At 67.6% G+C, this 20,331-nt stretch carries 19 protein-coding genes; 11 read left to right on the forward strand and 8 right to left on the reverse strand.

Annotation, left to right across the window (positions count from 1 at the left end):
* The first annotated feature begins 72 nt into the window (after positions 1–72).
* Genes mutL through M2299_RS09450 form a run of 3 tightly spaced genes read left to right on the forward strand, consistent with a single transcriptional unit; the run spans position 73 to position 3,859 of the window.
* The gene (mutL, locus tag M2299_RS09440) at positions 73–1,977 is read left to right on the forward strand and encodes a DNA mismatch repair endonuclease MutL (RefSeq protein WP_223486128.1); all 1,905 of its coding nucleotides are present in this window, start codon (positions 73–75) and stop codon (positions 1,975–1,977) included.
* An 11-nt stretch (positions 1,978–1,988) separates the two neighbouring features.
* Positions 1,989–2,918 (forward strand): DUF1684 domain-containing protein, encoded by a 930-nt coding sequence (locus M2299_RS09445; protein WP_280884255.1) that lies wholly within the window; start codon positions 1,989–1,991, stop codon positions 2,916–2,918.
* A gap of 2 nt (positions 2,919–2,920) precedes the next feature.
* A complete protein-coding gene (locus tag M2299_RS09450; RefSeq protein WP_100436688.1) occupies positions 2,921–3,859 on the forward strand; it encodes a TraB/GumN family protein in 939 nt (312 codons plus the stop codon).
* An 80-nt stretch (positions 3,860–3,939) separates the two neighbouring features.
* Here the strand turns inward: M2299_RS09450 and phaR are convergent, their stop codons facing one another.
* The 3 genes from phaR to gluQRS all read right to left on the reverse strand — a co-directional run bounded on the left by phaR (position 3,940) and on the right by gluQRS (position 6,342).
* On the reverse strand, positions 3,940–4,485 hold the full coding sequence (gene phaR / locus M2299_RS09455) for a polyhydroxyalkanoate synthesis repressor PhaR (RefSeq protein WP_025876379.1): 546 nt from the start codon (positions 4,483–4,485) through the stop codon (positions 3,940–3,942).
* A 178-nt stretch (positions 4,486–4,663) separates the two neighbouring features.
* Positions 4,664–5,404, reverse strand: a complete 741-nt coding sequence (gene phbB / locus M2299_RS09460; RefSeq protein WP_025876381.1) for an acetoacetyl-CoA reductase — start codon at positions 5,402–5,404, stop codon at positions 4,664–4,666.
* Positions 5,405–5,421: 17 nt separating this feature from the next.
* Positions 5,422–6,342, reverse strand: a complete 921-nt coding sequence (gluQRS, locus tag M2299_RS09465) for a tRNA glutamyl-Q(34) synthetase GluQRS (protein ID WP_280884256.1) — start codon at positions 6,340–6,342, stop codon at positions 5,422–5,424.
* Positions 6,343–6,434: 92 nt separating this feature from the next.
* On the opposite strand from gluQRS, the gene htpX reads away from it, so the two are divergent.
* Positions 6,435–7,301: a protease HtpX gene (gene htpX, locus M2299_RS09470; RefSeq protein WP_025876385.1), complete on the forward strand. Its 867-nt coding sequence runs from the start codon at positions 6,435–6,437 to the stop codon at positions 7,299–7,301.
* 719 nt (positions 7,302–8,020) lie between these two features.
* On the opposite strand, the gene M2299_RS09475 is transcribed toward htpX, so the two are convergent.
* Positions 8,021–8,848, reverse strand: a complete 828-nt coding sequence (locus tag M2299_RS09475) for an inositol monophosphatase family protein (protein ID WP_025876387.1) — start codon at positions 8,846–8,848, stop codon at positions 8,021–8,023.
* 120 nt (positions 8,849–8,968) lie between these two features.
* Between M2299_RS09475 and M2299_RS09480 the strand changes: the two genes are divergently transcribed.
* Together M2299_RS09480 and M2299_RS09485 are read left to right on the forward strand one after the other, a co-directional pair.
* The gene (locus M2299_RS09480; protein ID WP_100436686.1) at positions 8,969–9,739 is read left to right on the forward strand and encodes an RNA methyltransferase; all 771 of its coding nucleotides are present in this window, start codon (positions 8,969–8,971) and stop codon (positions 9,737–9,739) included.
* Between the two features lie 413 nt (positions 9,740–10,152).
* Entirely contained in the window at positions 10,153–12,279 is a 2,127-nt protein-coding gene (locus M2299_RS09485; protein WP_080148397.1) for a GGDEF domain-containing protein, read from the forward strand.
* A 4-nt stretch (positions 12,280–12,283) separates the two neighbouring features.
* Here M2299_RS09485 and epmB read toward each other — a convergent pair whose 3' ends face one another.
* On the reverse strand, positions 12,284–13,324 hold the full coding sequence (gene epmB, locus M2299_RS09490; protein ID WP_099843106.1) for an EF-P beta-lysylation protein EpmB: 1,041 nt from the start codon (positions 13,322–13,324) through the stop codon (positions 12,284–12,286).
* A 97-nt stretch (positions 13,325–13,421) separates the two neighbouring features.
* Between epmB and efp the strand changes: the two genes are divergently transcribed.
* The 5 genes from efp to M2299_RS09515 all read left to right on the forward strand — a co-directional run bounded on the left by efp (position 13,422) and on the right by M2299_RS09515 (position 17,701).
* Entirely contained in the window at positions 13,422–13,988 is a 567-nt protein-coding gene (gene efp / locus M2299_RS09495) for an elongation factor P (protein ID WP_006379771.1), read from the forward strand.
* Positions 13,989–14,206: 218 nt separating this feature from the next.
* Positions 14,207–15,550, forward strand: a complete 1,344-nt coding sequence (locus M2299_RS09500) for a TRZ/ATZ family hydrolase (protein WP_280884257.1) — start codon at positions 14,207–14,209, stop codon at positions 15,548–15,550.
* A gap of 26 nt (positions 15,551–15,576) precedes the next feature.
* A complete protein-coding gene (gene ubiG / locus M2299_RS09505) occupies positions 15,577–16,293 on the forward strand; it encodes a bifunctional 2-polyprenyl-6-hydroxyphenol methylase/3-demethylubiquinol 3-O-methyltransferase UbiG (protein ID WP_033831579.1) in 717 nt (238 codons plus the stop codon).
* A complete protein-coding gene (locus M2299_RS09510; protein WP_099843104.1) occupies positions 16,290–16,985 on the forward strand; it encodes a phosphoglycolate phosphatase in 696 nt (231 codons plus the stop codon). Before ubiG ends, M2299_RS09510 begins: the two co-directional genes overlap by 4 nt.
* A gap of 11 nt (positions 16,986–16,996) precedes the next feature.
* Positions 16,997–17,701 (forward strand): squalene/phytoene synthase family protein, encoded by a 705-nt coding sequence (locus M2299_RS09515; protein WP_099843102.1) that lies wholly within the window; start codon positions 16,997–16,999, stop codon positions 17,699–17,701.
* An 89-nt stretch (positions 17,702–17,790) separates the two neighbouring features.
* Here M2299_RS09515 and M2299_RS09520 read toward each other — a convergent pair whose 3' ends face one another.
* The 3 genes from M2299_RS09520 to yidD are packed head-to-tail and all read right to left on the reverse strand — an operon-like array spanning position 17,791 to position 20,241.
* Positions 17,791–18,639, reverse strand: a complete 849-nt coding sequence (locus M2299_RS09520; RefSeq protein WP_162292043.1) for a M23 family metallopeptidase — start codon at positions 18,637–18,639, stop codon at positions 17,791–17,793.
* Positions 18,639–19,985, reverse strand: a complete 1,347-nt coding sequence (locus tag M2299_RS09525; RefSeq protein WP_280884258.1) for a dihydroorotase — start codon at positions 19,983–19,985, stop codon at positions 18,639–18,641. Before M2299_RS09525 ends, M2299_RS09520 begins: the two co-directional genes overlap by 1 nt.
* A gap of 1 nt (position 19,986) precedes the next feature.
* Positions 19,987–20,241, reverse strand: a complete 255-nt coding sequence (yidD, locus tag M2299_RS09530) for a membrane protein insertion efficiency factor YidD (RefSeq protein ID WP_080148401.1) — start codon at positions 20,239–20,241, stop codon at positions 19,987–19,989.
* Positions 20,242–20,331 lie beyond the last annotated feature (90 nt).

A 20,331-nucleotide genomic window follows, 5' to 3' on the forward strand; every position in this document is an offset into this window, starting at 1 on the left:
CGGTGGAACTCGACTCTCCCTGGCGCCGCTCCGCTATCATCGTGGCATGACGTCTGCCTGCCTTGCCTGCCCATGAACGCGCCCGATCCGCGTCCGATCCGGCCGCTGCCGGAAATCCTGATCAACCAGATTGCCGCCGGTGAAGTGGTCGAACGACCCGCATCGGTGGTCAAGGAACTGGTAGAGAATGCGATCGATGCCGGCGCCAGCCGCGTCGATATCGAGCTGGAAGAAGGCGGTGTGCGCCTGATCCGCATCCGCGACAACGGCAGCGGCATTGCCGCAGAACAGTTGCCGCTGGCGGTTTCGCGGCACGCCACCAGCAAGATCGCCAACCTGGATGAGCTGGAAGCGGTGGCCACGCTGGGTTTCCGTGGCGAAGCGCTGCCGTCGATCGCCTCGGTCAGTCGTTTCACCCTGGCCTCGCGCCGTGCCCATGATGAGCACGGTTCGGCACTGCAGATCGAAGGCGGCAAGATCGGCGAGGTGACCCCGCGCGCGCATGCGCCCGGCACCACGGTGGAAGTGCGCGAGCTGTTCTACAATGTGCCGGCGCGGCGCAAGTTCCTGCGCGCCGAGCGCACCGAACTGGGGCATATCGAAGAGTGGCTGCGTTCGTTGGCGCTGGCCCGTCCCGATGTCGAACTGCGCGTCTCGCACAACGGCAAGGCCTCGCGTCGCTACAAGCCGGGCGACCTGTATTCGGACGTGCGCCTGGCCGAGACCCTGGGCGAGGACTTCGCCAACCAGGCTGTGCGCGTGGACCACAGCAGTGCCGGCCTGCGCCTGCATGGCTGGATCGCGCAGCCGCATTATTCGCGCGCCAGCACCGACCAGCAGTACCTGTACGTCAACGGACGTTCGGTACGTGACCGCAGTGTCGCCCATGCAGTGAAGATGGCCTACGGCGACGTGCTGTATCACGGGCGGCAGCCAGCGTATGTGCTGTTCCTGGAGCTGGACCCGACGCGCGTCGATGTGAACGTGCACCCGGCCAAGCACGAGGTTCGCTTCCGTGACTCGCGGCTGGTGCATGATTTCGTCTACCGCACCTTGAAGGATGCGCTGGCCGACACCCGCGCCGGCATGAGCGCGCAGGAGATCGGTGCAGGCGCGGTGCATCCGGCCGAGGGCGGCAGCGCGTCTGCGATGCCGGGCGCGACGGCCTCCAGCTTCGGCTACGTGCGCGGCCCGGCGCCCGGTGCCGGGCAGGGCGGCGGCGGTGGCGGCTTCTCTGGCTGGCGCCCGCAGCAGCCGCTGGGCCTGCAGGTGGCCGACGCACCCGCCGCCTATGCTGCGTTGTATGCGTCGCCAGCGGGTGCCGAGCGTGGTGCAGTACTGCCGCCGATGCCGATGGAGAACGGATTGCCGGTCACCAGTGCCGACGCCGGCGTACCTCCGCTGGGCTACGCCGTTGCCCAGCTGCATGGCATCTACATCCTGGCCGAGAACGCCGAAGGCCTGATCGTGGTCGACATGCATGCGGCGCACGAACGCATCGGCTACGAGCGGTTGAAGAATGCGCACGATGGCATTGGCCTGCAGTCGCAGCCGTTGCTGGTGCCGATCACCCTGGCGGTGGGCGAGCGCGAGGCCGATACCGCCGAGGCGGAGGCCGATACGCTGGCCGCGCTTGGGTTCGAGATCACCCGTGCCGGACCGGGCGCGCTGCACGTGCGCAGCATCCCAGCGCTGCTGGCCCATGCCGAACCCGAAGGCCTGCTGCGCGATGTGCTGACCGACCTGCGCGAGCACGGCCAGAGCCGTCGCATCGCCACTGCGCGCGATGAGCTGCTGTCGACCATGGCCTGCCATGGCGCGGTGCGTGCGAACCGGCGCCTGACCGTGCCGGAAATGAACGCGCTGCTGCGCGACATGGAAATCACCGAGCGGTCCGGCCAGTGCAACCACGGCCGACCGACCTGGGCCCGTTTTTCGCTGGCGGAGATCGACCGCTGGTTCCTGCGCGGACGTTGAGGGGAGCACCGATGCGATTTTGCCGAATGGGCAGCCTGCTGGCGGCCCTGCTGTTGGTGGCCTGCAGCCCGGCATCCACGCCGGCACCGGCCGCCGTTGAGGATCCGGCCTTCGCCGCACAGCAACAGCAATGGCGGGTGCGGCGCTACCAGGACCTGACCCGGCCCGATGGCTGGACCGCGCTGGTCGGCCTGCACTGGTTGCAGAACCGATCGCACTTCGTCGGCAGCGGCGACACCAGCGGCATCCGCCTGGCGGTGGGGCCGGCCAAGCTGGGCCTGCTGCGCCGTGACGGCGACCAGTGGTGGTTCACGCCGGAGTCCGGCACGGATGTCACCCTTGACGGACAGCCCGTGCGCGGGCGTGTGCGCATGGATACCGACAAGGATCCGCAGCCGACCCTGCTGGCCTTCGATGGTGGCAAGGGCCAGCTCAGCCTGATCCGTCGCGGCCCGCGTGACGCACTGCGGGTCAAGCATGCCGATGCACCGGCGCGCCGCGATTTCGCCGGCCTGCAGTACTGGCCCGGTGGCCCGCAATGGCAGGTGCAGGCGCGCTTCATCGCGCATCCGCCAGGCAAGACCCTGCCGATCGTGGACATCACCGGCCTGACCACCGAGATGCCCAACGCCGGTGCCGTGGAATTCGATCGCGACGGCCGCAGCTGGCGGCTGGAAGCGATCGGCGAACCGGGGCAGCCGCTGTTCCTGATTTTTGCCGACCGTACCAGTGGCCACGGCAGCTACCCTGCCGGCCGCTATCTGGATACCGATGCGCCCACGGCCGACGGCCACGTGACGATCGACTTCAACCACGCCCACAACCCACCGTGCGCGTTCACCGCCTATGCGACCTGTCCGTTGGCACCGCCGGAAAACCGCCTGGACCTGCGCGTGGAAGCGGGTGAAAAGACGTATCACCTGCCTGAAGGAGAGGGTTGAACATGTTGATGAAACTGTTGCTGCGCAGTGCCGTTTTTCTCGTTGCCTGCGCGGCCGGCCCGTTGGCCATCGCGCGCGATGCGCCGGCCGAAGCCACGGCCGGTAAGCCGCCGGTGCCGCTGCTGTGGAAGGTCACCGGGCAGGGAGATGCACGCCTGTACCTGCTGGGTTCCTTCCATCTGTTGAAGCCGCAGGACTATCCACTGTCGACCGAGGTCGAGCAGGCATTCGAAGCCTCGCAGCGTGTGCTGTTCGAAGTGACCCCTGAGGAACTGCAGTCGCCGCAGATGGCCAGCCAGATGGTGCAGGTGGCTACCCGCAAGGACGGCAGCGAACTCAAGCGTGACCTGGATGCGCCGACCTGGCAGAAGCTGCAGGCCTATGCGACGCAGAACCAATTGCCATTGGCGCAGTTGCAGGGCATGAAAGCGTGGTTCGTCGGCCTGACCATCACCGTCGGGCAGATGCAGAAACTGGGCCTGGACCCCGAGCTGGGGCTGGACCGGCACTTCATGCAGCGGGCGCAGAAGGCCGGCAAGAAGACCGCAGGCCTGGAAGACATGTCCAGCCAGATCAACCTGCTTGATGGCATGAGCGTGCAGGAGCAGCGGCAGATGCTGTCCGAGGCGCTGGATGAAGCAGGCAAGGGTGACGCCCAGGCGCAGATGCTGCATGAGGCCTGGCGCCGCGGTGACGATCGCCTGCTGTGGAGCCGGATGGGCGTGGAGATGCGCCAGAAGTATCCGCAGCTGTACCAGCGCATCAATACCGACCGCAACGATGCGTGGGTGCCCAAGCTGCTGCCGTACCTGCAGGCCGGGCAGGGCGGCACGCTGGTGGTGGTGGGCGGCCTGCACCTGCTGGGCAACGACGGCGTGGTCGAGAAGCTGCGGGCGAAGGGGTACAAGGTCGAGCGGGTCTGCAAGGGCTGCAGGAAGTAGAACCACGCCCCGCGTGGAGGCGTTCAAAACAGAACGGCGCGCCGATGGCGCGCCGTTTTCGTATCCGCCGGGGCGGGGGCTCAGCGGCGGGTCTTGCCGCCGGTGCCGGTGCCGCCGGTCGGATCGTTCGGCTTGCCGGCCGTACCGGCGCCGGTGCCCGTTCCGGTGCCACCCGGACGCGGGCCACCGAAACCGCTGCCCATGTTGCGCTGGAATTCCTGCCACAGTTCCAGGTTGCGCTCGGTCAGCTGGTTCATCATCGCCCACGGCGTCTGCCCCAGAAGGTTGCCCATCTGCTGGCGGAACTGCTGCTGCTGGTCGAGGAAGACCTGCATGCTGCGCTCCAGGTAGTTGCCCATGAAGCCCTGCAGGGAATCGCCGTAGAAGCGGATCAGCTGGCTCAGCAGCTGGGTGGAGAGCATCGGTTCACCGTCCTGCTCCTGGTCGGCGATGATCTGCAGCAGGACCGATCGGGTCAGGTCGTCGCCGCTCTTGGCGTCGCGGACTTCGAAGTCTTCGCCGTCGAGGATCAGCTGGCGCACGTCCTCAATGGTGATGTAGCTGGAGATCTCGGTGTCGTACAGACGGCGGTTCGGATACTTCTTGATGATGCGGGTCGCAGCCATGAAGCGGTACTCGTCACAGTAGACGCGCAGCATGGCGCAGTGCAGCAGCGGTTGCAACCGCCCCAGCCCCCGCCAGGCTTGGCTTTCCGTTGCCGGAATGTTGCGCAGCAAGGCTTTGCGTGCTGCGCAGCATGACCAACGGCAGGGTGCAGCACGGGCTTTCAGGCCCTGGCGCCGTTTACCAGCCCATGTGATGGCCGCCGTTGATGTCCAGGTTGCTGCCGGTGATCCACGAGGCCTCTTCGGCCACCAGGAAGGACACGCCGTAGGCGATTTCTTCCGGCTTGCCCAGGCGCCCGGTCGGGATGTCGGCAATGATCTTGGCGCGCACTTCCTCGGGCACCGCCATCACCATGTCGGTGGCCACGTAACCGGGCGAGATCGTGTTCACGGTGATGCCGAAGCCTGCGTTCTCGCGCGCCAGCGAGATGGTGAAGCCATGCATGCCGGCCTTGGCGGCGGCGTAGTTGGCCTGCCCGTACTGGCCCTTCAGGCCGTTGATCGAGCTGATCTGGATGACCCGGCCCCAGCCGCGTCGACGCATGCCCTCGATGACCGGACGGGTGACGTTGAACACCGAATTGAGGTTGGTGTTGATCACATCGTGCCACTGCTCCGCGCGCATGCGGTGGAAGGTGGTGTCGCGGGTGATGCCGGCGTTGTTGACCAGGATCTCGACCGGGCCCAGTTCGGCCTCGACCGCGCGGATCAGGCCTTCGGCGCTGGCAGAGTCGGAGACATCGCCCGGGAAGATCGCCACGTGGTAGCCGCGTTCGGTCATCGCCTGCTGCCAGGCGCGGGCCTTGGTTTCATCGCGGTAGTTGGTGGCGACCCGGTGGCCCTGGTCGGCCAGGCGTTGGCAGATGGCGGTACCGATGCCGCCGGTTCCGCCGGTGACCAGTGCGACGCGAGATGTCATGGAAAGCTGTCCGGATGTCAGGTGGGGGAAGGGGGATTCTGCAACATCGGCGCGGAAAGTGCGCCGGCCGGCAGCAGAATGTCCGCGCGCGGCAGCAGGCCGGGGTTGAAGCTGCGCTGCGCGGCGGCCAACAGCGCGTCGCGGTCGTCGATGCCGTCCAGTGCGGTGCCCGGCTGGCCCAGCAGTTCCCACAACCGGCGCAGCACCGGTACCGGCTCGCCGGCATCCACCGGCAGCGCGGCCAGTGACTTGGACAGTTTGTGGCCCGGTGCATCCAGCAGCAGCGGCAGGTGCCAGTAGCGCGGCGTCGGCAGGTCCAGCGCCTGCTGCAGCAGGATCTGCCGGGCGGTGGAATCGAGCAGGTCGGCGCCGCGCACGACCTCGTTCACGCCCTGCGCGGCATCGTCGACGACCACCGCCAACTGGTAGGCCCAGCAGCCGTCGGCGCGGCGCAGTACGAAGTCACCGACCTCGGCATGGACATCCTGTTGCTGCGGGCCGCGCAGGCCATCCTCGAAGCGCACGATGCTGCCGGGCGGCACGCGGAAGCGGACGGCCGGGTCCGGTCGTGCCTGCCGCGCGACGCAGCGATGGTGGATGCCGCCATTGGTGGCCAGATCGCTCCGACTGCAGTGGCAGACGAACGCGTGGCCATCGGCCAACAGGCGGTCCAGCGCGGTCTGGTAGGCGTCGCCACGCGCGCTCTGCCAGATCACCGGCCCGTCATGAAGCAGGCCGAAGGCGGCCAGCGCCTGCAGTTGCGCCTGTGCGGCGCCGGCAACCGTGCGGGGTGGGTCGACGTCTTCGATGCGCAACCGCCACAGGCCGCCATGGTGGCGCGCAAGCAGCCAGCTGCCGAAGGCGGCAAGCAGCGAGCCGGGATGCAGCAGGCCGGTGGGCGAGGGCGCGAAGCGGCCGCAGGAGAGGGAGGAGGTCATGCAGCTGAATCGTCGGTCAGGTTGGCGCTTGAATTCAAGCTGACTGCACCGCAGATTGACGGATATCGACCCCTTCCGAGCCGGAATTTCCCATGTTCACCCGTATTGCCCTCTTTCTAGCGACCAACCTCGCGGTGCTGATCCTCGCGAGCATCGTGATGTCAATCCTGGGCGTGGACTCCCGTTCGATGAGCGGCCTGCTGGTCATGGCTGCCATCTTCGGTTTTGGTGGTTCGCTCATCTCGCTGCTGCTGTCCAAGTGGATGGCCAAGCGCTCCACCGGTGCGGTGGTGATCACCGAGCCGCGCAACCAGACCGAGCGCTGGCTGCTGGCCACCGTCGAGCGCCAGGCCAAGGCAGCCGGTATCGGCATGCCGGAAGTGGCGGTGTATGACGGCCCGGAAATCAACGCGTTCGCCACCGGTGCCAACCGCAACAACGCGCTGGTGGCGGTGTCCACCGGCCTGCTGCACAACATGAGCGAGGACGAAGCCGAAGCCGTGCTCGGCCACGAGATCGCCCACGTCGCCAACGGAGACATGATCACCATGGCACTGCTGCAGGGCGTGCTGAACACCTTCGTGATCGTGCTGGCCCGCGTAGTCGGCGGGGTGATCGACAGCGCGCTGTCGGGCAACCGTGAAGGTGGTGGCCGTGGCTTTGCGTACTACATCATCGTGTTCGTGCTGGAGATGGTGTTCGGCCTGTTCGCCACGATGATCTCGATGTGGTTCTCGCGCCACCGCGAATTCCGTGCCGATGCCGGCGGTGCATCGCTGGCCGGTCGCCAGAAGATGATCTCGGCGCTGGAGCGGCTGCAGCTCAACCACGGCCAGAGCACCCTGCCGACGCAGATCGCCGCGTTCGGTATTGCCGGTTCGACGGCGAAGAAACTGTTCATGAGCCACCCGCCGCTGGAAGAGCGCATCGCCGCGCTGCGGGCGTCGACGGTGGCATAAGCCTCCGCGTGTAGAGCAGTGCAGGAACGCCTGGCCTCGCGCCGGGCGTTTTTGTTTGCGCGCCCACGCGTCGGTAGCGCCGGGCCATGCCCGGCGGATCGTTTCCGCGCCTGCGGGGAGGTGTCACTTTCTTTGCTCGTGCAAAGAAAGTAACCAAAGAAACACGCCGCCAGTATGCGAGCCGGTGCTGCGCACCGGTGCCCTGCGCTTCTCGGCGAATCAGGGGACGGCGCCGAACTCGCTGCGCTCAGACATCGGCGCCTCTGCGCCCCTGATTCCCCTGCGATGCTCGGCTCGCTGCAAGGCGGACCCGAGATCAAACGCCACAGCTGCACCCGGTACCACGCCATGCGTGGATGCTCTTGCCGTTGATCTTGATCTTTCGGCCCGCCTTATAGCGAGCCGAGCACCGCAGGTCCGGCGAGGGCGAAGAGGTGCGGGTGTCTGAGCGCAGCGAGTTCCCGCACCGTCCCTCGGCGGACCGAGGAGCGCAGGGCACCGGCGTGCGCAGCACGTCGGCTCGCGGCCGGCGGCGTGTTTCTTTGGTTACTTTCTTGATGGCGCACATCCCTGTGCGCCACCCTACGGGCCGGCTCCGCCGTTCCGCGCTGCTCCTGCAGCACGGTGCACGAGCAAAGAAAGTGACAAGCACGATCACTGCGGATACGAAAACGGCACCTTCGCAGGTGCCGTCTCCATGAACCGCTTTACGCGCGAACTCAGAACTTCGCGTCGAACTCGGCAGCGTAGCCGGTGTTGACCAGCACCTTCTGCAGCGACTCGGCCACCTTCAGGTTGCCGGCCACGATCTGCTGGGTGTCCGGGCCACGGTTGTCCATGCGGGCCGGGGTCGCGCCCTTGAAGTCGCAGACCTTGCCACCGGCTTCGCGCACCAGCAGCACGCCGGCAGCGATGTCCCAGGCCTTCACGCCGGCCTCGAAGTAGGCGTCGGCGCGGCCACAGGCGACGTAGGCCAGGTCCAGCGCGGCCGAACCCGAGCGGCGGATGTCCTCGGCGTGCACCAGCAGGGCGTCCAGCGACTTCAGCTGCGCACTGGCGCGGGCACGCTCGCGCGGGGCAAAACCGGTGTGGATCATGGTGCCTTCCAGATCCTTGCGGTCGGCCACGCGGATGCGGCGGTCGTTGAGCACGGCGCCGGCACCACGGCTGGCGGTGAACAGTTCATTGCGCAGCGGGTCGAAGATCACCGCGTCGGTCGGCTCGCCGTTCTCGACCAGGGCGATCGACACGCAGTAGTGCGGCACGCCGCGCAGGTAGTTGCTGGTGCCGTCCAGCGGGTCGATGACCCACATGTGGCGACGCTCGCTCTGCACGCCACCTTCTTCACCGAAGATGCCGTACTCGGGGTAAGCGCGCTTGAGTTCCTTGACGATCACCTTTTCCGCGTCCGCATCGACTTCGCTGGCGTAGTCCATGCGGCCCTTCTGGACTACATTCAGTGCCTCGAGCTTGTTGATGTTGCGCAAGAGGACGTTGCCGGCGAGGCGGGCGGCCTTGACCATGACGGTGACGGCGGGTTTCTGCATGGCATGGGCTCCCGGAAGGGCAGAAGAGAAGGGCTGGCGGGGGAAAAGAGCGGGTCCGGCGCAGTGGCCGGCCGCACAGTTTACCATTGGTCTTCGTCCAGCTCGACATTTTCCCTGTTCATGTCCCAGTTTCCTGTCGCCACCCGCCTCCGATTCGTCCTTGTCGGTACCCAACACCCCGGCAACATGGGGGCCGCCGCCCGTGCCCTGAAGACCATGGGCCTGGCCCGCCTGGTGCTGGTGGCGCCGGAGAAGCCGCTTGATGAAGAGGCCTTCCGGCGCTCGGCCGGTGCCGAGGACGTGCTCGGCGACGCACCGGTGGTGGCCACGCTGGCCGAAGCCGTGGCCGACTGCCGCTTCGTGCTGGGGTGCACCGCACGTGCGCGCCGGGTCCAGCTGGAGGAGTTCCTGCCAGCAGATGCCGCCGCCCGCGCAGTGGCCAAGGCCAGCGAGGGTGCCGAGGTGGCGCTGGTGTTCGGTCGCGAGCGTACCGGCCTGACCAACGAGGAGCTGCAGCTGTGCCATGCCGCCGTGCACATTCCGTCCGACCCGCAGTTCAGCTCGCTCAACCTGGCCGCCGCAGTGCAGGTGCTGGCCTATGAGGTGCGCATGCAGCTGCTGGGCGCACAGCCGGTGGCCGCGACCGAGCCGGACAACCGCGAGCAGGTTGCCAGCCACGATCAGATGGAGAGCTTCTTCGCCCAACTTGGCGAGACTCTGGACGAGATCGATTTCCACAAGGGACGCGCGCCCGAGTCGGCGATGCGCAAGCTGCGCCGCCTGTTCCTGCGCAGCGAGCCCAGCGAGCAGGAAGTGCGCCTGCTGCGCGGCATCCTGGCCGATACCCAGCGCATGGCGCGGCTGGCGCAGAAGAACGGCAAGGACAGCTGACGACGGTCTCATTTTTTCGGGTAGTCTGTCCGGATACCCCGGGGGGATGATGCTTGTGTCGGGTCTGCGTAGGGCAATGCAGGGGGAACTGCTGCGCCTGGCCTTGGCCCTGCTGGCCGGGACGGCGCATGCTGCGCCCGGTTCACAGAAGGGGCGTTGGGCAGCGATGAGGGGCAACTCGCGATGACGCAGGATCATGCGCTTGGCAGTGTGGACCGGCAGGGTGCCGGACCGGCGCCGGGGGTATCAGGCCGGGCGTCCGCCGGCTTGTCGCGTGTCGTCTGTCTTCGGCGGGTGCAGGGTGCGTTGCAGAAGGTCTTGGGGGCTTCCGGTTTCCGCCGCGTCGATGCGCATGCGCAGCCGTGGCGGGATGATTTGAAACAAGGGTCGACGCGCGTGCGGATGGAAGTGGAATGAAGTTGCTCGGCTCGGGGATGCAGGCCCGATTCCTGCTTGCGATGGGCGGGGCGATGCTGGTGGTGGTGGCGATCCTGGCCGTGCTGCTGGGGCGGCAGGCGGCGATGCAGGGCGAGGTGAGGTCGCTCAGCAACGGCGTCATCCACGAACTGTTCGACCGCAGCGTGCGCAGCCGTGGCGAGGCCATGGTGCGCGAGCTGTCCGATGCGCTTGCCGGTCCGCTCCACAACAACGACCTGGACCAGGTCGGGGCGCTGGTGCGCAGCATTTCGCGGCAGCCGGTGGTGCGCTACGTACTGGTGTTCGACGACCGCGGGCGGCTGGTCCACGACGGCTCGGCCGGAGTGCCCGGATCCGGGCGGCCGATGACCGATCCGTTGGCGGCCGGGGCGGTTGCCGCGCAGTCGCTGGTGGTGCAGCAGTCGCCCACGGTGCTCGACAACGCGATGCCGATCAGGATGGGCAAACAGCGCATCGGTGGTGTCCGCGTCGGCATGGCACTGGATGAAGTGCTGCAGCGTGAGCAGGCGGCCAACGCGACACTCGGTGAGCGGCTGCAGCAGATGGGAAGCCGGCATCTGGGCTGGCTGCTGCTGATGCTTGGCCTGCTGGTGGTGATCGGCGTGGTGGTGATCCTGTACGTACAGCGCACGCTGGTGGCGCCGATCCGCGAGCTGGCCGCGGCCGCCCGGCGCATCGAAGCGGGCGACTACCAGGCGCCGCTGCGCGAAAACACCCGCGACGACGAAGTCGGGGAACTGGTGCGCGGCTTTGCCCGCATGCGTGATGCGATCGCCCGCCACGACCGCGAAGTGCGGCGCATGGCCTACACCGACGCCTTGACCGGGCTCACCAACCGCCTGGCGTTCCGCGAGGCGCTGGACCATCGGTTGATGGCCGCACGTGCGTCCAATCACCGGTTGGGTCTGCTGTTTGCCGATATCGATGATTTCAAGCGGGTCAATGACACGCTGGGCCATGAGGCCGGCGACGAGGCGTTGCTGCAGTTCGCCCAGCGCATCGGCCGCGCAGTGACCGAGGCCGGCGGCGACGATGCCGTGCTGGCGCGGTTCGGCGGCGACGAATTCGTGATCCTCGTCGGTGATGGCGATGTTGCGGCCAATGCGCGGTTGCTGGCCGAAGTGCTGGTGCGCGAGCTGGGCAAGCCGCTGGTGGTGCAGGGCAGGGAACTGTTCCTGGGCACCTCGATCGGCGTGACCCTGTTCCCCGACGATGCCGCGGATGCGACGACGCTGCTGAAGAACGGCGACATCGCGATGTACCAGGCAAAGATGGCCGGCAAGAACTGCTATCGCTATTACAGCCGGGCCATGGATCACGCGGTCGAGCGGCGCGTGCACATGGAACAGGAGCTGCGTGGCGCCTGGGAGCGCGGCGAGCTGCGGCTGGCCTACCAGCCGATCTTCCGCATGCGTGACCGCCGCATGGTCGGTGTCGAAGTGCTGCTGCGCTGGCAGCACCCGACGCTGGGCACGATTCCGCCATCGGTGTTCATCGAGGTGGCCGAGCAGAGTGGCCTGATCGAGATCATCGGTCCGAAGGTGCTGCGTGCTGCCTGCATGGAAGCGGTGCAGTGGCCGCGGGGCGTGGCCGGTGACGAGTTGTTCGTCTCGGTCAATGTGTCGCCACGGCAGTTGCGCGGCGGGGAGCTGCCGGCGTTGGTTGCACAGTGCCTGCAGGAGTCGGGCCTGCCGGCCTCGCGCCTGCACCTGGAGCTGACCGAGACGGCGGTGATCGGCGATGAAATGCTGGCCGCGCAGCTGCTGGACCGCCTGCACCGGGCCGGGGTGAAGGTGTGGCTGGACGACTTCGGCACCGGTTTCTCCGGTCTCAGCCACCTTCGGCAGGTGCCGGTGGACGGCGTCAAGATCGACAAAAGCTTCGTCGCCGACATGCAGCGCGACCCGGACGACCTGGCCCTGACCACGGCGATCATCGCCATGGCCCACGCACTGGGCATCACGGTGGTGGCCGAGGGTATCGAACAGGAGGCCCAGTTCGAGCTGCTGGCCCAGCGTGGCTGCGACCTGGGTCAAGGCTACCGGCTGAGCCACCCGGTCACCGCCACCGAAGTGGTGCGGATGATCGAATCGGGCGCGTGAGGCGCTACAGCGGGCGCTTGCTCGGGTCGCCGGGCAGTTCGCGGACCAGCTTGGGGACCAGGTAGCCGGACAGCCGGGCAGTGAGGCCGGCAATCAGGGCCTTGGCCTGGATGTCGTCCACTTCGAAGTGGGCCACGCCCTCGACGCGATCCAACTGGTGCAGGTAATACGGCAGCACGCCGGCGGCGAAGCTGCGTTCGCTCAGGTCCTGCAGGGCCTGCACGCTGTCGTTGACCCCGCGCAGCAGCACCGCCTGGTTCAGCAGCTGGGCGCCGATACCACGCAGGCGGGCCATCGCCATGTCGACGCTGGCGTCGAATTCATTGGCGTGGTTGGCATGGACCACGATCGCCAGTGGCCACGGCAGGCTGCCCAGCCAGGCCAGCAGTTCCTCGTCCACGCGCTCGGGCAGCACGATCGGCAGGCGCGTGTGGATGCGCAACCGGCGGATGTGCGGGATCTGGCGCAGCGCATCGGTCAGCTCGGCCAGCTTGTGCGTAGCCAGCGACAGCGGGTCGCCGCCGGACAGGATCACCTCATCGATGTCCGGGTCTGCGGCGATGGCCTCCACGGCCTCCTGCCAGCCCCCCTTGGCGGCGTTCTCGGCGCCATAGTCGAAATGCCGGCGGAAGCAGTAGCGGCAGTTGATGGCACAGCTGCCGGTGGCCACCAGCAGGGCCCGGCCACGGTATTTCTGGATGACCCCGGTGGCCTTTCTGGCCGCGCCGTCGCCCACCGCGTCAAAGCTGAACCCGGGCGCCGGGCGCATCTCGGCGTCGATCGGCAACACCTGCCGCAGCAGCGGATCGTGGGCGTCGCCACGGCGCATGCGGGCGACGAAACCCTCCGGCACGCGCAGCGCGAACTGGGCGATGGCCGCCTCCGATACGCCCAGCGCCGCGGCATCCAGATCCAGCCGGGCCAGCAGCGTCTGCGGGTCGCGCAGGGCCTGCCGCCACAGCTGCTGCCAGCGCGCGGGCGCGCTTGGCGACTGGGTCCGGGGGAAGGCGGAAAGCTGCATGGAGAGGGGGCCTGCGGTTATCATGGACACATAAACAGTTGCCCGCCGGGGTTCCGGTGGGCTTTCCATTCTATCCGGCTCGCCGCACGCGCGGCGGTTTCGCCATTTGAGGAGCTTGAGCATGGCCACTGCGGGCATGAACGATGTCAAGAACGGGATGAAGATCCTGGTCAACAATGAACCGGCCGTCATCTCCGAGACCGAGTTCATCAAGCCGGGCAAGGGCCAGGCCTTCACCCGCGTGCGCTATCGCTTCATCAAGTCGGGCCGCACGGTCGAAATGACCATGAAGGCGACCGACGACGTGGAAGTGGCCGATGTGGTCGATACCAACATGGACTACATGTACAGCGACGGCGAGTACTGGCATTTCATGGACCCGGAGACCTTCGAGCAGGTGCAGGCCGACAAGGCCGGCATGGGCGGCGCCGAGAAGTGGCTGAAGGGCGAGGAGTCCTGCATCGTGACCCTGTTCAATGGTTCGCCGATCTTCGTGCAGCCGCCGAATTTCGTTGAACTGAAGATCACCGAGACCGATCCGGGCGTCCGCGGTGACACCTCGGGCGGCGGCGGCAAGCCGGCCACCCTGGAAACCGGCGCCGTGGTGCGCGTGCCGCTGTTCGTCAACCAGGATGAAATCATCAAGGTCGACACCCGTTCGGGCGAGTACTCCTCGCGCGTCAAGTAATCCGGGTAGGCGCCGGCGCATTCGCGCTGGCGCTCCCACGATCCGCCATGGCGGATCGTGGGCCCCCACTCACCAGCATCCACACCCCGCCGCTTCGCGGCCGCCCCTGACTCAGGGGCTTGCCTTCCAGAAGCCCAGCGGTAGCCGTTTGACCGGTGATCAGTCGCCAGGTCGGAGCCAAGGCTACGTATGGTCCTTCCCCCAGCCAGTGAGCCCGCATGAGCGATAGCCCGCACCTCCCCGAAGCCTGCGACCTGCTCATCGAAGCCGGTTATGTCGTTCCGATCGAGCCGCATGCGGTGGTGCTGGAAGACCATGCCGTGGCCATCCGTGGCAGCGACATCGTGGCCATCCTGCCGCGCGCCGAAGCGCGTGCGCGGTTCCGCGCCACCCAGGTTGTCAGCCGCCCAGAGGCGGCGCTGATGCCGGGCCTGGTCAACGCGCATACGCACAACCCGATGACCCTGCTGCGCGGCGTCGCTGACGACCTGCCGCTGATGACCTGGCTGCAGCAGCACATCTGGCCGGTGGAAGCGGCGGTGATCGGTCCCGAATTCGTGGCCGACGGCACCACCCTTGCCATCGCCGAGATGCTGCGTGGCGGCACCACCTGCGCCAACGAGAACTATTTCTTCGGTGACGTGCAGGCCGCCGTCTACAAGAAGCACGGTTTCCGCGCGCTGGTCGGCGCGGTCATCATCGATTTCCCGACCGCCTGGGCCAAGACCGACGACGAGTACTTCGCCAAGGCCGGTGAACTGCATGACCAGTGGCGCACCGACCCGCTGATCGGCACCGCATTCGCGCCGCATGCGCCGTACACGGTCAACGATGCCAATTTCGAGCGGGTGCGGATGCTGTCCGACCAGCTGGACATGCAGGTGCATCTGCATACCCATGAAACCGCGCAGGAAATCACCGATTCGATCAAGCTGCACGGCCAGCGTCCGCTGGCGCGGCTGGATCGCCTCGGCCTGGTCAACGACCGCCTGATCGCGGTGCACATGACCCAGCTGACCGAGGCCGAGATCCACCTGTGCGCCGAGCGCGGCGTCAGCGTGGTGCACTGCCCGGAGTCGAACCTGAAGCTGGCCTCTGGTTTCTGCCCGGCCTGCGCCCTGCAGCGCGCCGGCGTGAACCTGGCCATCGGCACCGACGGCTGCGCCAGCAACAACGACCTGGATATGTTCAGCGAGAACCGCACGGCGGCGATCCTGGCCAAGGCCGTGGCCGACGATGCCACCGCGCTGGACGCGGCGACCACGTTGCGCGCCTCCACCCTCGGCGGCGCCCGCGCCCTGGGCTTCGGCGAGCGCATCGGCTCGATCGAGGTCGGCAAGCAGGCCGACCTGGTCTGCGTTGATCTGTCCGCGCTGGAAACCCAGCCGCTGCACAACGTGCTGTCGCAGCTGGTGTACGCCACCGGCCGCCAGCAGGTCAGCGACGTCTGGATCGCCGGCAAGCCCAAGCTGGTGCAGCGCGAGCTGGTCGGCATGGACCTGCCGGGCATCATCGCCAACGCGCGCCAGTGGCGCGAGCGCATCCGTCATATCCGCGCCTGAGTGCAGGCGCCGCAAGGACAACCGTCATGACTGCCCCCCACGCTTCTTCCAATTTCGATCAGGCCGAGCTGGACAAGTTCGCCGCGCTGGCCAACCGCTGGTGGGACGCCGATGGCCCGCAGAAGCCGCTGCACGCACTGAATCCGGTGCGCCTGCAGTACGTGGCCGACCGCGCGCCGCTGCGAGGTGCGCGCGTGCTCGACATCGGCTGCGGTGGCGGGCTGCTGAGTGAAGCGCTGGCCCAGGCCGGTGCCGAAGTGACCGCCATCGACCTGGCGCCGGAGCTGGTCAAGGTTGCGCGTCTGCATGCCCTGGAAAGCGGCGTCAGCGTCGACTACCGGGTGCAGGCCGCCGAGGACCTGGCCGCCGAACAACCGGGCAGCTTCGATGTGGTGACCTGCATGGAAATGCTCGAGCACGTGCCCGATCCGGGCGCGATCATCGAGGCCTGCAAGCGCCTGCTGAAGCCGGGTGGCCATCTGTTCCTGTCCACCATCAACCGCACCGCAGCCGCATTCGCCGTGGCCATCGTCGGTGCCGAGTACGTGGCACGGCTGCTGCCCAAGGGCACCCACCACTACCAGGAATTCATCAAGCCGGCCGAGCTGGCGCGTTGGCTGCGCGAGGCCGACCTGCAGCTGGCCGATGTCAGCGGCATGGCCTATGAGCCGTGGCGCAACCGCGCCCGCCTGAGCAGCCGCACCGACATCAACTACCTGGCCCACGCGGTCAAGGCGCCGTGACCACCGCCGTGTTCCCGCGTGCGGTGCTGTTCGACCTGGACGGTACGCTGCTGGACAGCGCCCCGGATTTCGTCGCCACCCTTGATGCGATGCTGGCCGAGCGCGGTCGCGCACCGATCGATCCTGCGCAGTTGCGGCCAGTGGTGTCCAAGGGTTCACGGGCGATGGTGTCGGCCGCGTTTCCAGAGCTGGAAGCAGCCGAGCGCGATGCACTGATTCCCGAGTTCCTGCAGCGCTACGAAGCCTCGATCGGCCAGCATGCCGTGCTGTTCGACGGCGTCGCCGGCATGCTCGGTGCGCTGGACGAAGCCGGCACCGTGTGGGGCATCGTCACCAACAAGCCCGAATACCTGGCGCGGCTGATCGTGCCGCAGTACGGCTGGCAGCAGCGCTGCGCCGTGCTGGTCGGGGGTGACACCCTGGCCGAACGCAAGCCGCATCCGTTGCCGCTGCTGCACGCCGCGCAGCTGATCGGCATCGCAGCGGAAGACTGCGTGTACGTCGGCGACGATGAGCGCGACATCATCGCCGCGCGTGCTGCCGGCATGCCGTCGGTGGCGGCGCTGTGGGGCTACCGCCTGCACAGCGATGACCCGTTGGCCTGGCAGGCCGATGTGCTGGTCGAGAATGCCGGACTTCTGCAACTGGCCAGTCTCTGGCCGAGCCGGCCGGCGACCCCGGCCCAGCCGTAAGGAACAACGTAGTGAGCAGTACAGCGCTGGATAGTTTCCTCGACAAGTGGCGCAGCCGTTGGCCGGAATGGTCGGTGGCCGAGCCGTTCGTGGCCGAATCGCAGCGCCATGTGGCGCTGGCGTGGTTCGCGCTGCTGCAGGAATTCGACGACATGCTCAACACCGCTGGCGACCCGCTGCCGGCGGACGCCAAGCTGGCGTGGTGGGGCGAGGAACTGCGCAGCTGGGCCGCGCAGCGTTCGCGGCATCCGCTGGGACGCGTGCTGGAGCCGGTGCGGGCACCGTGGGTGCAGCTGGCCGAGGCGCTGCCGGATCTGGTCGAGGCGCGCACCGTAGCGCTGGACGCTGCCGGTGCCGAACGCGCACTGGGCAACTATGCCGACGCGGTGGCTGCGGTCGAGGCCGTGGTGTTTGCCGACAAGCCGCGCAAGGGTGCTGGCCATGCCGTGCTGCTGCAGACCCTGGCCCAGCGCCTGCAGGACGCTGGCGTGGCCGGGGTTCCGCGCAGCCTGCTGGACGAAGATGCCGGCAACGCTGCACAGCGTTGGGCGCAGCAGTTGCTGAAAGGGTGGGGCACCCGCGTGCCCGGTCCACGTGCACGCCGGGTGTGGTCGAGCCTGGCGCGTGCACGTCTGGCGGCGCAGGCCGCCGGCAAACCGATTGAAGCCACGCCCGTGCGCACGTTGCTGCGCGTGTGGTGGGCCGCGCGCGGCTGAACCATCACATGGTAGTGCCGGCCGCTGGCCGGCAATCCGCATAGGTCGCTGAACACCATGAGGTTGCCGGCCAGCGGCCGGCACTACCGTTACTTGCGCTCCAGCACCAGCAGCGGATCGATGCGGGTGTCGAACCAGTTCATGCCCCAGTGCAGGTGCGGCCCGGTAGCGCGGCCGGTGGCGCCGACGGCGGCGATCACCTGGCCCTGTTCGACGCGATCACCGACCTTTACGTCGATGCGCGACAGGTGCAGGAAGTTCGAACTGACGCCGAAGCCGTGGTCGAGCAGCAGCGTGCCACCGGTCAGGTACAGGTCCGGCCCGGCGAACGTCACCACACCGGCCGCCGGTGCCTTCACCGGGGTGCCGGTCGGCACGGCGATGTCCATGCCGGAGTGGCCGGCACCGGGCTGGCCGTTGTACACGCGGGCGTTGCCGAAGCGGCCGCTGATGCGGCCCTGCACCGGCCAGATGAAGGTCTGGGTGAAATCGGTGCGGTTGTCGTCGCGCGCACGCGCAGCGGTGACCTGCGCCTGTTCGCGCTTGATCCGCTCGGCGATGGCCGGCGGCGGATTGACCGTCTTCGGCGGTACGCCGTTCACCCGCTCGGTCGGCCAGTCGCGCGTGGTCACGGCGATGGCGGCCGTCTCGCTGCTGCCATCCGGTCGGCGGATCTGCACCTGCAGCGGGCCCTTCTCATCGCGACCGATGCCGAACACCACGCTGCCGTAGCTGCTCACGCGCAGGTCGCGGCCTGCATAGCGCACGCTGCTGCCGGCGGGAACCTTGCCGATCACCAGCGCGCCCTGCGACGCGCTGGCCGGGAACACCACGCGGCTGTCGATCAGGTCGCCGATGCCGTCCTGTGCCTGGGCTGCGGGTGCGGAGAGCAGGGGCGCTGCCAGCAGCAGCGCCGCGAACATGAGTGCCGGACGCATCAGCGGTCGTAGGTCATGCGCTGGCCGGCGGGCTCGCCCACCAGCGTACTGCCGTCCCAGACCAGCTGGCCGTTGACCCAGGTGGAGGCCACGCGCGAACGGAACGTGGTGCCCTCGAACGGCGACCAGCCGCACTTGGACAGCACGTCCTCGCGCTTGACCGTGAACGGCACATCTTCCACCAGCACCAGGTCGGCAAAGTAACCTTCGCGCAGGAAGCCTCGCTCTTCCACATCGAACAACTGGGCCGGGGCATGGGCGAATTTCTGCACGACCTGCTCGCGGGTCAGCTTGCCTTCGTGCACGCGTTCCAGTGCGGCGACCAGCGCGTACTGCACCAGCGGCAGGCCGGACGGCGCCTGCGCATAGGGCTTCTGCTTCTCTTCCCAGGTATGCGGGGCGTGGTCGGTGGCCAGCACGTCCAGCACGTCGTCAGCCAACGCGGCGGTGATCGCCTCGCGATCGGCCACGTCCTTGATCGCCGGATTGCACTTGATCAGGTTGCCCTTGGTCGCGTAATCCGGGCGGGCGAAGTGCAGGAAGTGCACGCAGGTCTCGGCGGTGATCTGCTTGCGGCTGCCATCAGCGCGGATCAGCGGGCCCTTCTCGAACAGCGCCAGTTCGTCGGCGGTGGAGATGTGCAGCACGTGCAGGCGGGTGCCGTGCTTGCGCGCCAGCGACATGGCCAGCCGCGTCGACTTGATGCAGGCTTCGCGCGAACGGATGTCCGGGTGCATCTCCGGGGTCAGTGCGTCGCCGTACTTTTCCTGGAACGCTTTCAGGTTGGCATCGATCATCGGCGTGTCTTCGCAGTGGGTGATGATCGGGGTGGGGCACTCGCGGAAGATCGCGTCCAGGGTTTCGGGGTTGTCGACCAGCATGTTGCCGGTGGACGCGCCCATGAACACCTTCACGCCCGGCGCCTTCTTCGGATCGAGCGCACGGATGGCGTCGAGGTTGTCGTTGCTGGCACCGTGGTAGAAACCGTAGTTGGCCCAGGCGCGGCCGCGCGCCAGCTCGTACTTGGCTTCCAGGATGGTCGAATCCAGGGTCGGCGGGTTGGTGTTGGGCATGTCCATGAAGCTGGTCAGGCCACCGGCCACGGCCGCGGCCGATTCGCTGGCGATGTCACCCTTGTGGGTCAGGCCGGGTTCGCGGAAATGCACCTGATCGTCGATCATCCCGGGCAGCAGCCAGCGCCCGGCCGCATCCACCACCTGTTCGCCATCACGCGTAGTCAAACCCTTGCCGATCTGCGCGATGCGGTCGTTCTCGATACGCAGGTCGCCTTCGAAGGTGCGGCCTTCGTTGACCAGGCGGGCATTGGTGATGAGCGTGGAGGACATGTCAGTGTTTTCCTGTGCAACGGCAAGAGGGGGCGTTGGGAGAGTCGGGCACTGGATCGAAGCCGCCGGGATGGAACGGATGGCAGCGGCCCAGCCGTCGCGCCGCCAGCCAGCTGCCGCGCAGCGGGCCGTGCCGGGAGATGGCATCCATGGCGTATTCAGAGCAGCTCGGCACGAAACGGCAGCGAGGCCCCAGCAGGGGGCTGATGAAGCGCTTGTAGAAGCGCAGCAGGGCGATGAGCAGGCGCGAGATCACGCAGTCATCTTAAGCCAGTTGGCATGAAGGCCGCATTTGTGCAGGATGGGCCGTTGGTCGCATGTCGTAGATGGCCTGCGACCGCTAGCG

Source organism: Stenotrophomonas sp. 1278 (genome assembly GCF_029892765.1).
Lineage (GTDB): Bacteria > Pseudomonadota > Gammaproteobacteria > Xanthomonadales > Xanthomonadaceae > Stenotrophomonas > Stenotrophomonas indicatrix.

Coding starts and splice junctions, on each gene's coding strand:
- gluQRS (WP_280884256.1), bottom strand. CDS start 6,342: ATGACCTCCTCCCTCTCCTGCGGCCGCTTCGCGCCCTCGCCCACCGGC.
- epmB (WP_099843106.1), bottom strand. CDS start 13,324: ATGATAACCGCAGGCCCCCTCTCCATGCAGCTTTCCGCCTTCCCCCGG.
- M2299_RS09450 (WP_100436688.1), top strand. CDS start 2,921: ATGTTGATGAAACTGTTGCTGCGCAGTGCCGTTTTTCTCGTTGCCTGC.
- M2299_RS09445 (WP_280884255.1), top strand. CDS start 1,989: ATGCGATTTTGCCGAATGGGCAGCCTGCTGGCGGCCCTGCTGTTGGTG.
- M2299_RS09480 (WP_100436686.1), top strand. CDS start 8,969: ATGTCCCAGTTTCCTGTCGCCACCCGCCTCCGATTCGTCCTTGTCGGT.
- efp (WP_006379771.1), top strand. CDS start 13,422: ATGGCCACTGCGGGCATGAACGATGTCAAGAACGGGATGAAGATCCTG.
- M2299_RS09500 (WP_280884257.1), top strand. CDS start 14,207: ATGAGCGATAGCCCGCACCTCCCCGAAGCCTGCGACCTGCTCATCGAA.
- mutL (WP_223486128.1), top strand. CDS start 73: ATGAACGCGCCCGATCCGCGTCCGATCCGGCCGCTGCCGGAAATCCTG.
- M2299_RS09520 (WP_162292043.1), bottom strand. CDS start 18,639: ATGCGTCCGGCACTCATGTTCGCGGCGCTGCTGCTGGCAGCGCCCCTG.
- phaR (WP_025876379.1), bottom strand. CDS start 4,485: ATGGCTGCGACCCGCATCATCAAGAAGTATCCGAACCGCCGTCTGTAC.
- ubiG (WP_033831579.1), top strand. CDS start 15,577: ATGACTGCCCCCCACGCTTCTTCCAATTTCGATCAGGCCGAGCTGGAC.
- phbB (WP_025876381.1), bottom strand. CDS start 5,404: ATGACATCTCGCGTCGCACTGGTCACCGGCGGAACCGGCGGCATCGGT.
- M2299_RS09485 (WP_080148397.1), top strand. CDS start 10,153: ATGAAGTTGCTCGGCTCGGGGATGCAGGCCCGATTCCTGCTTGCGATG.
- M2299_RS09525 (WP_280884258.1), bottom strand. CDS start 19,985: ATGTCCTCCACGCTCATCACCAATGCCCGCCTGGTCAACGAAGGCCGC.
- M2299_RS09475 (WP_025876387.1), bottom strand. CDS start 8,848: ATGCAGAAACCCGCCGTCACCGTCATGGTCAAGGCCGCCCGCCTCGCC.
- htpX (WP_025876385.1), top strand. CDS start 6,435: ATGTTCACCCGTATTGCCCTCTTTCTAGCGACCAACCTCGCGGTGCTG.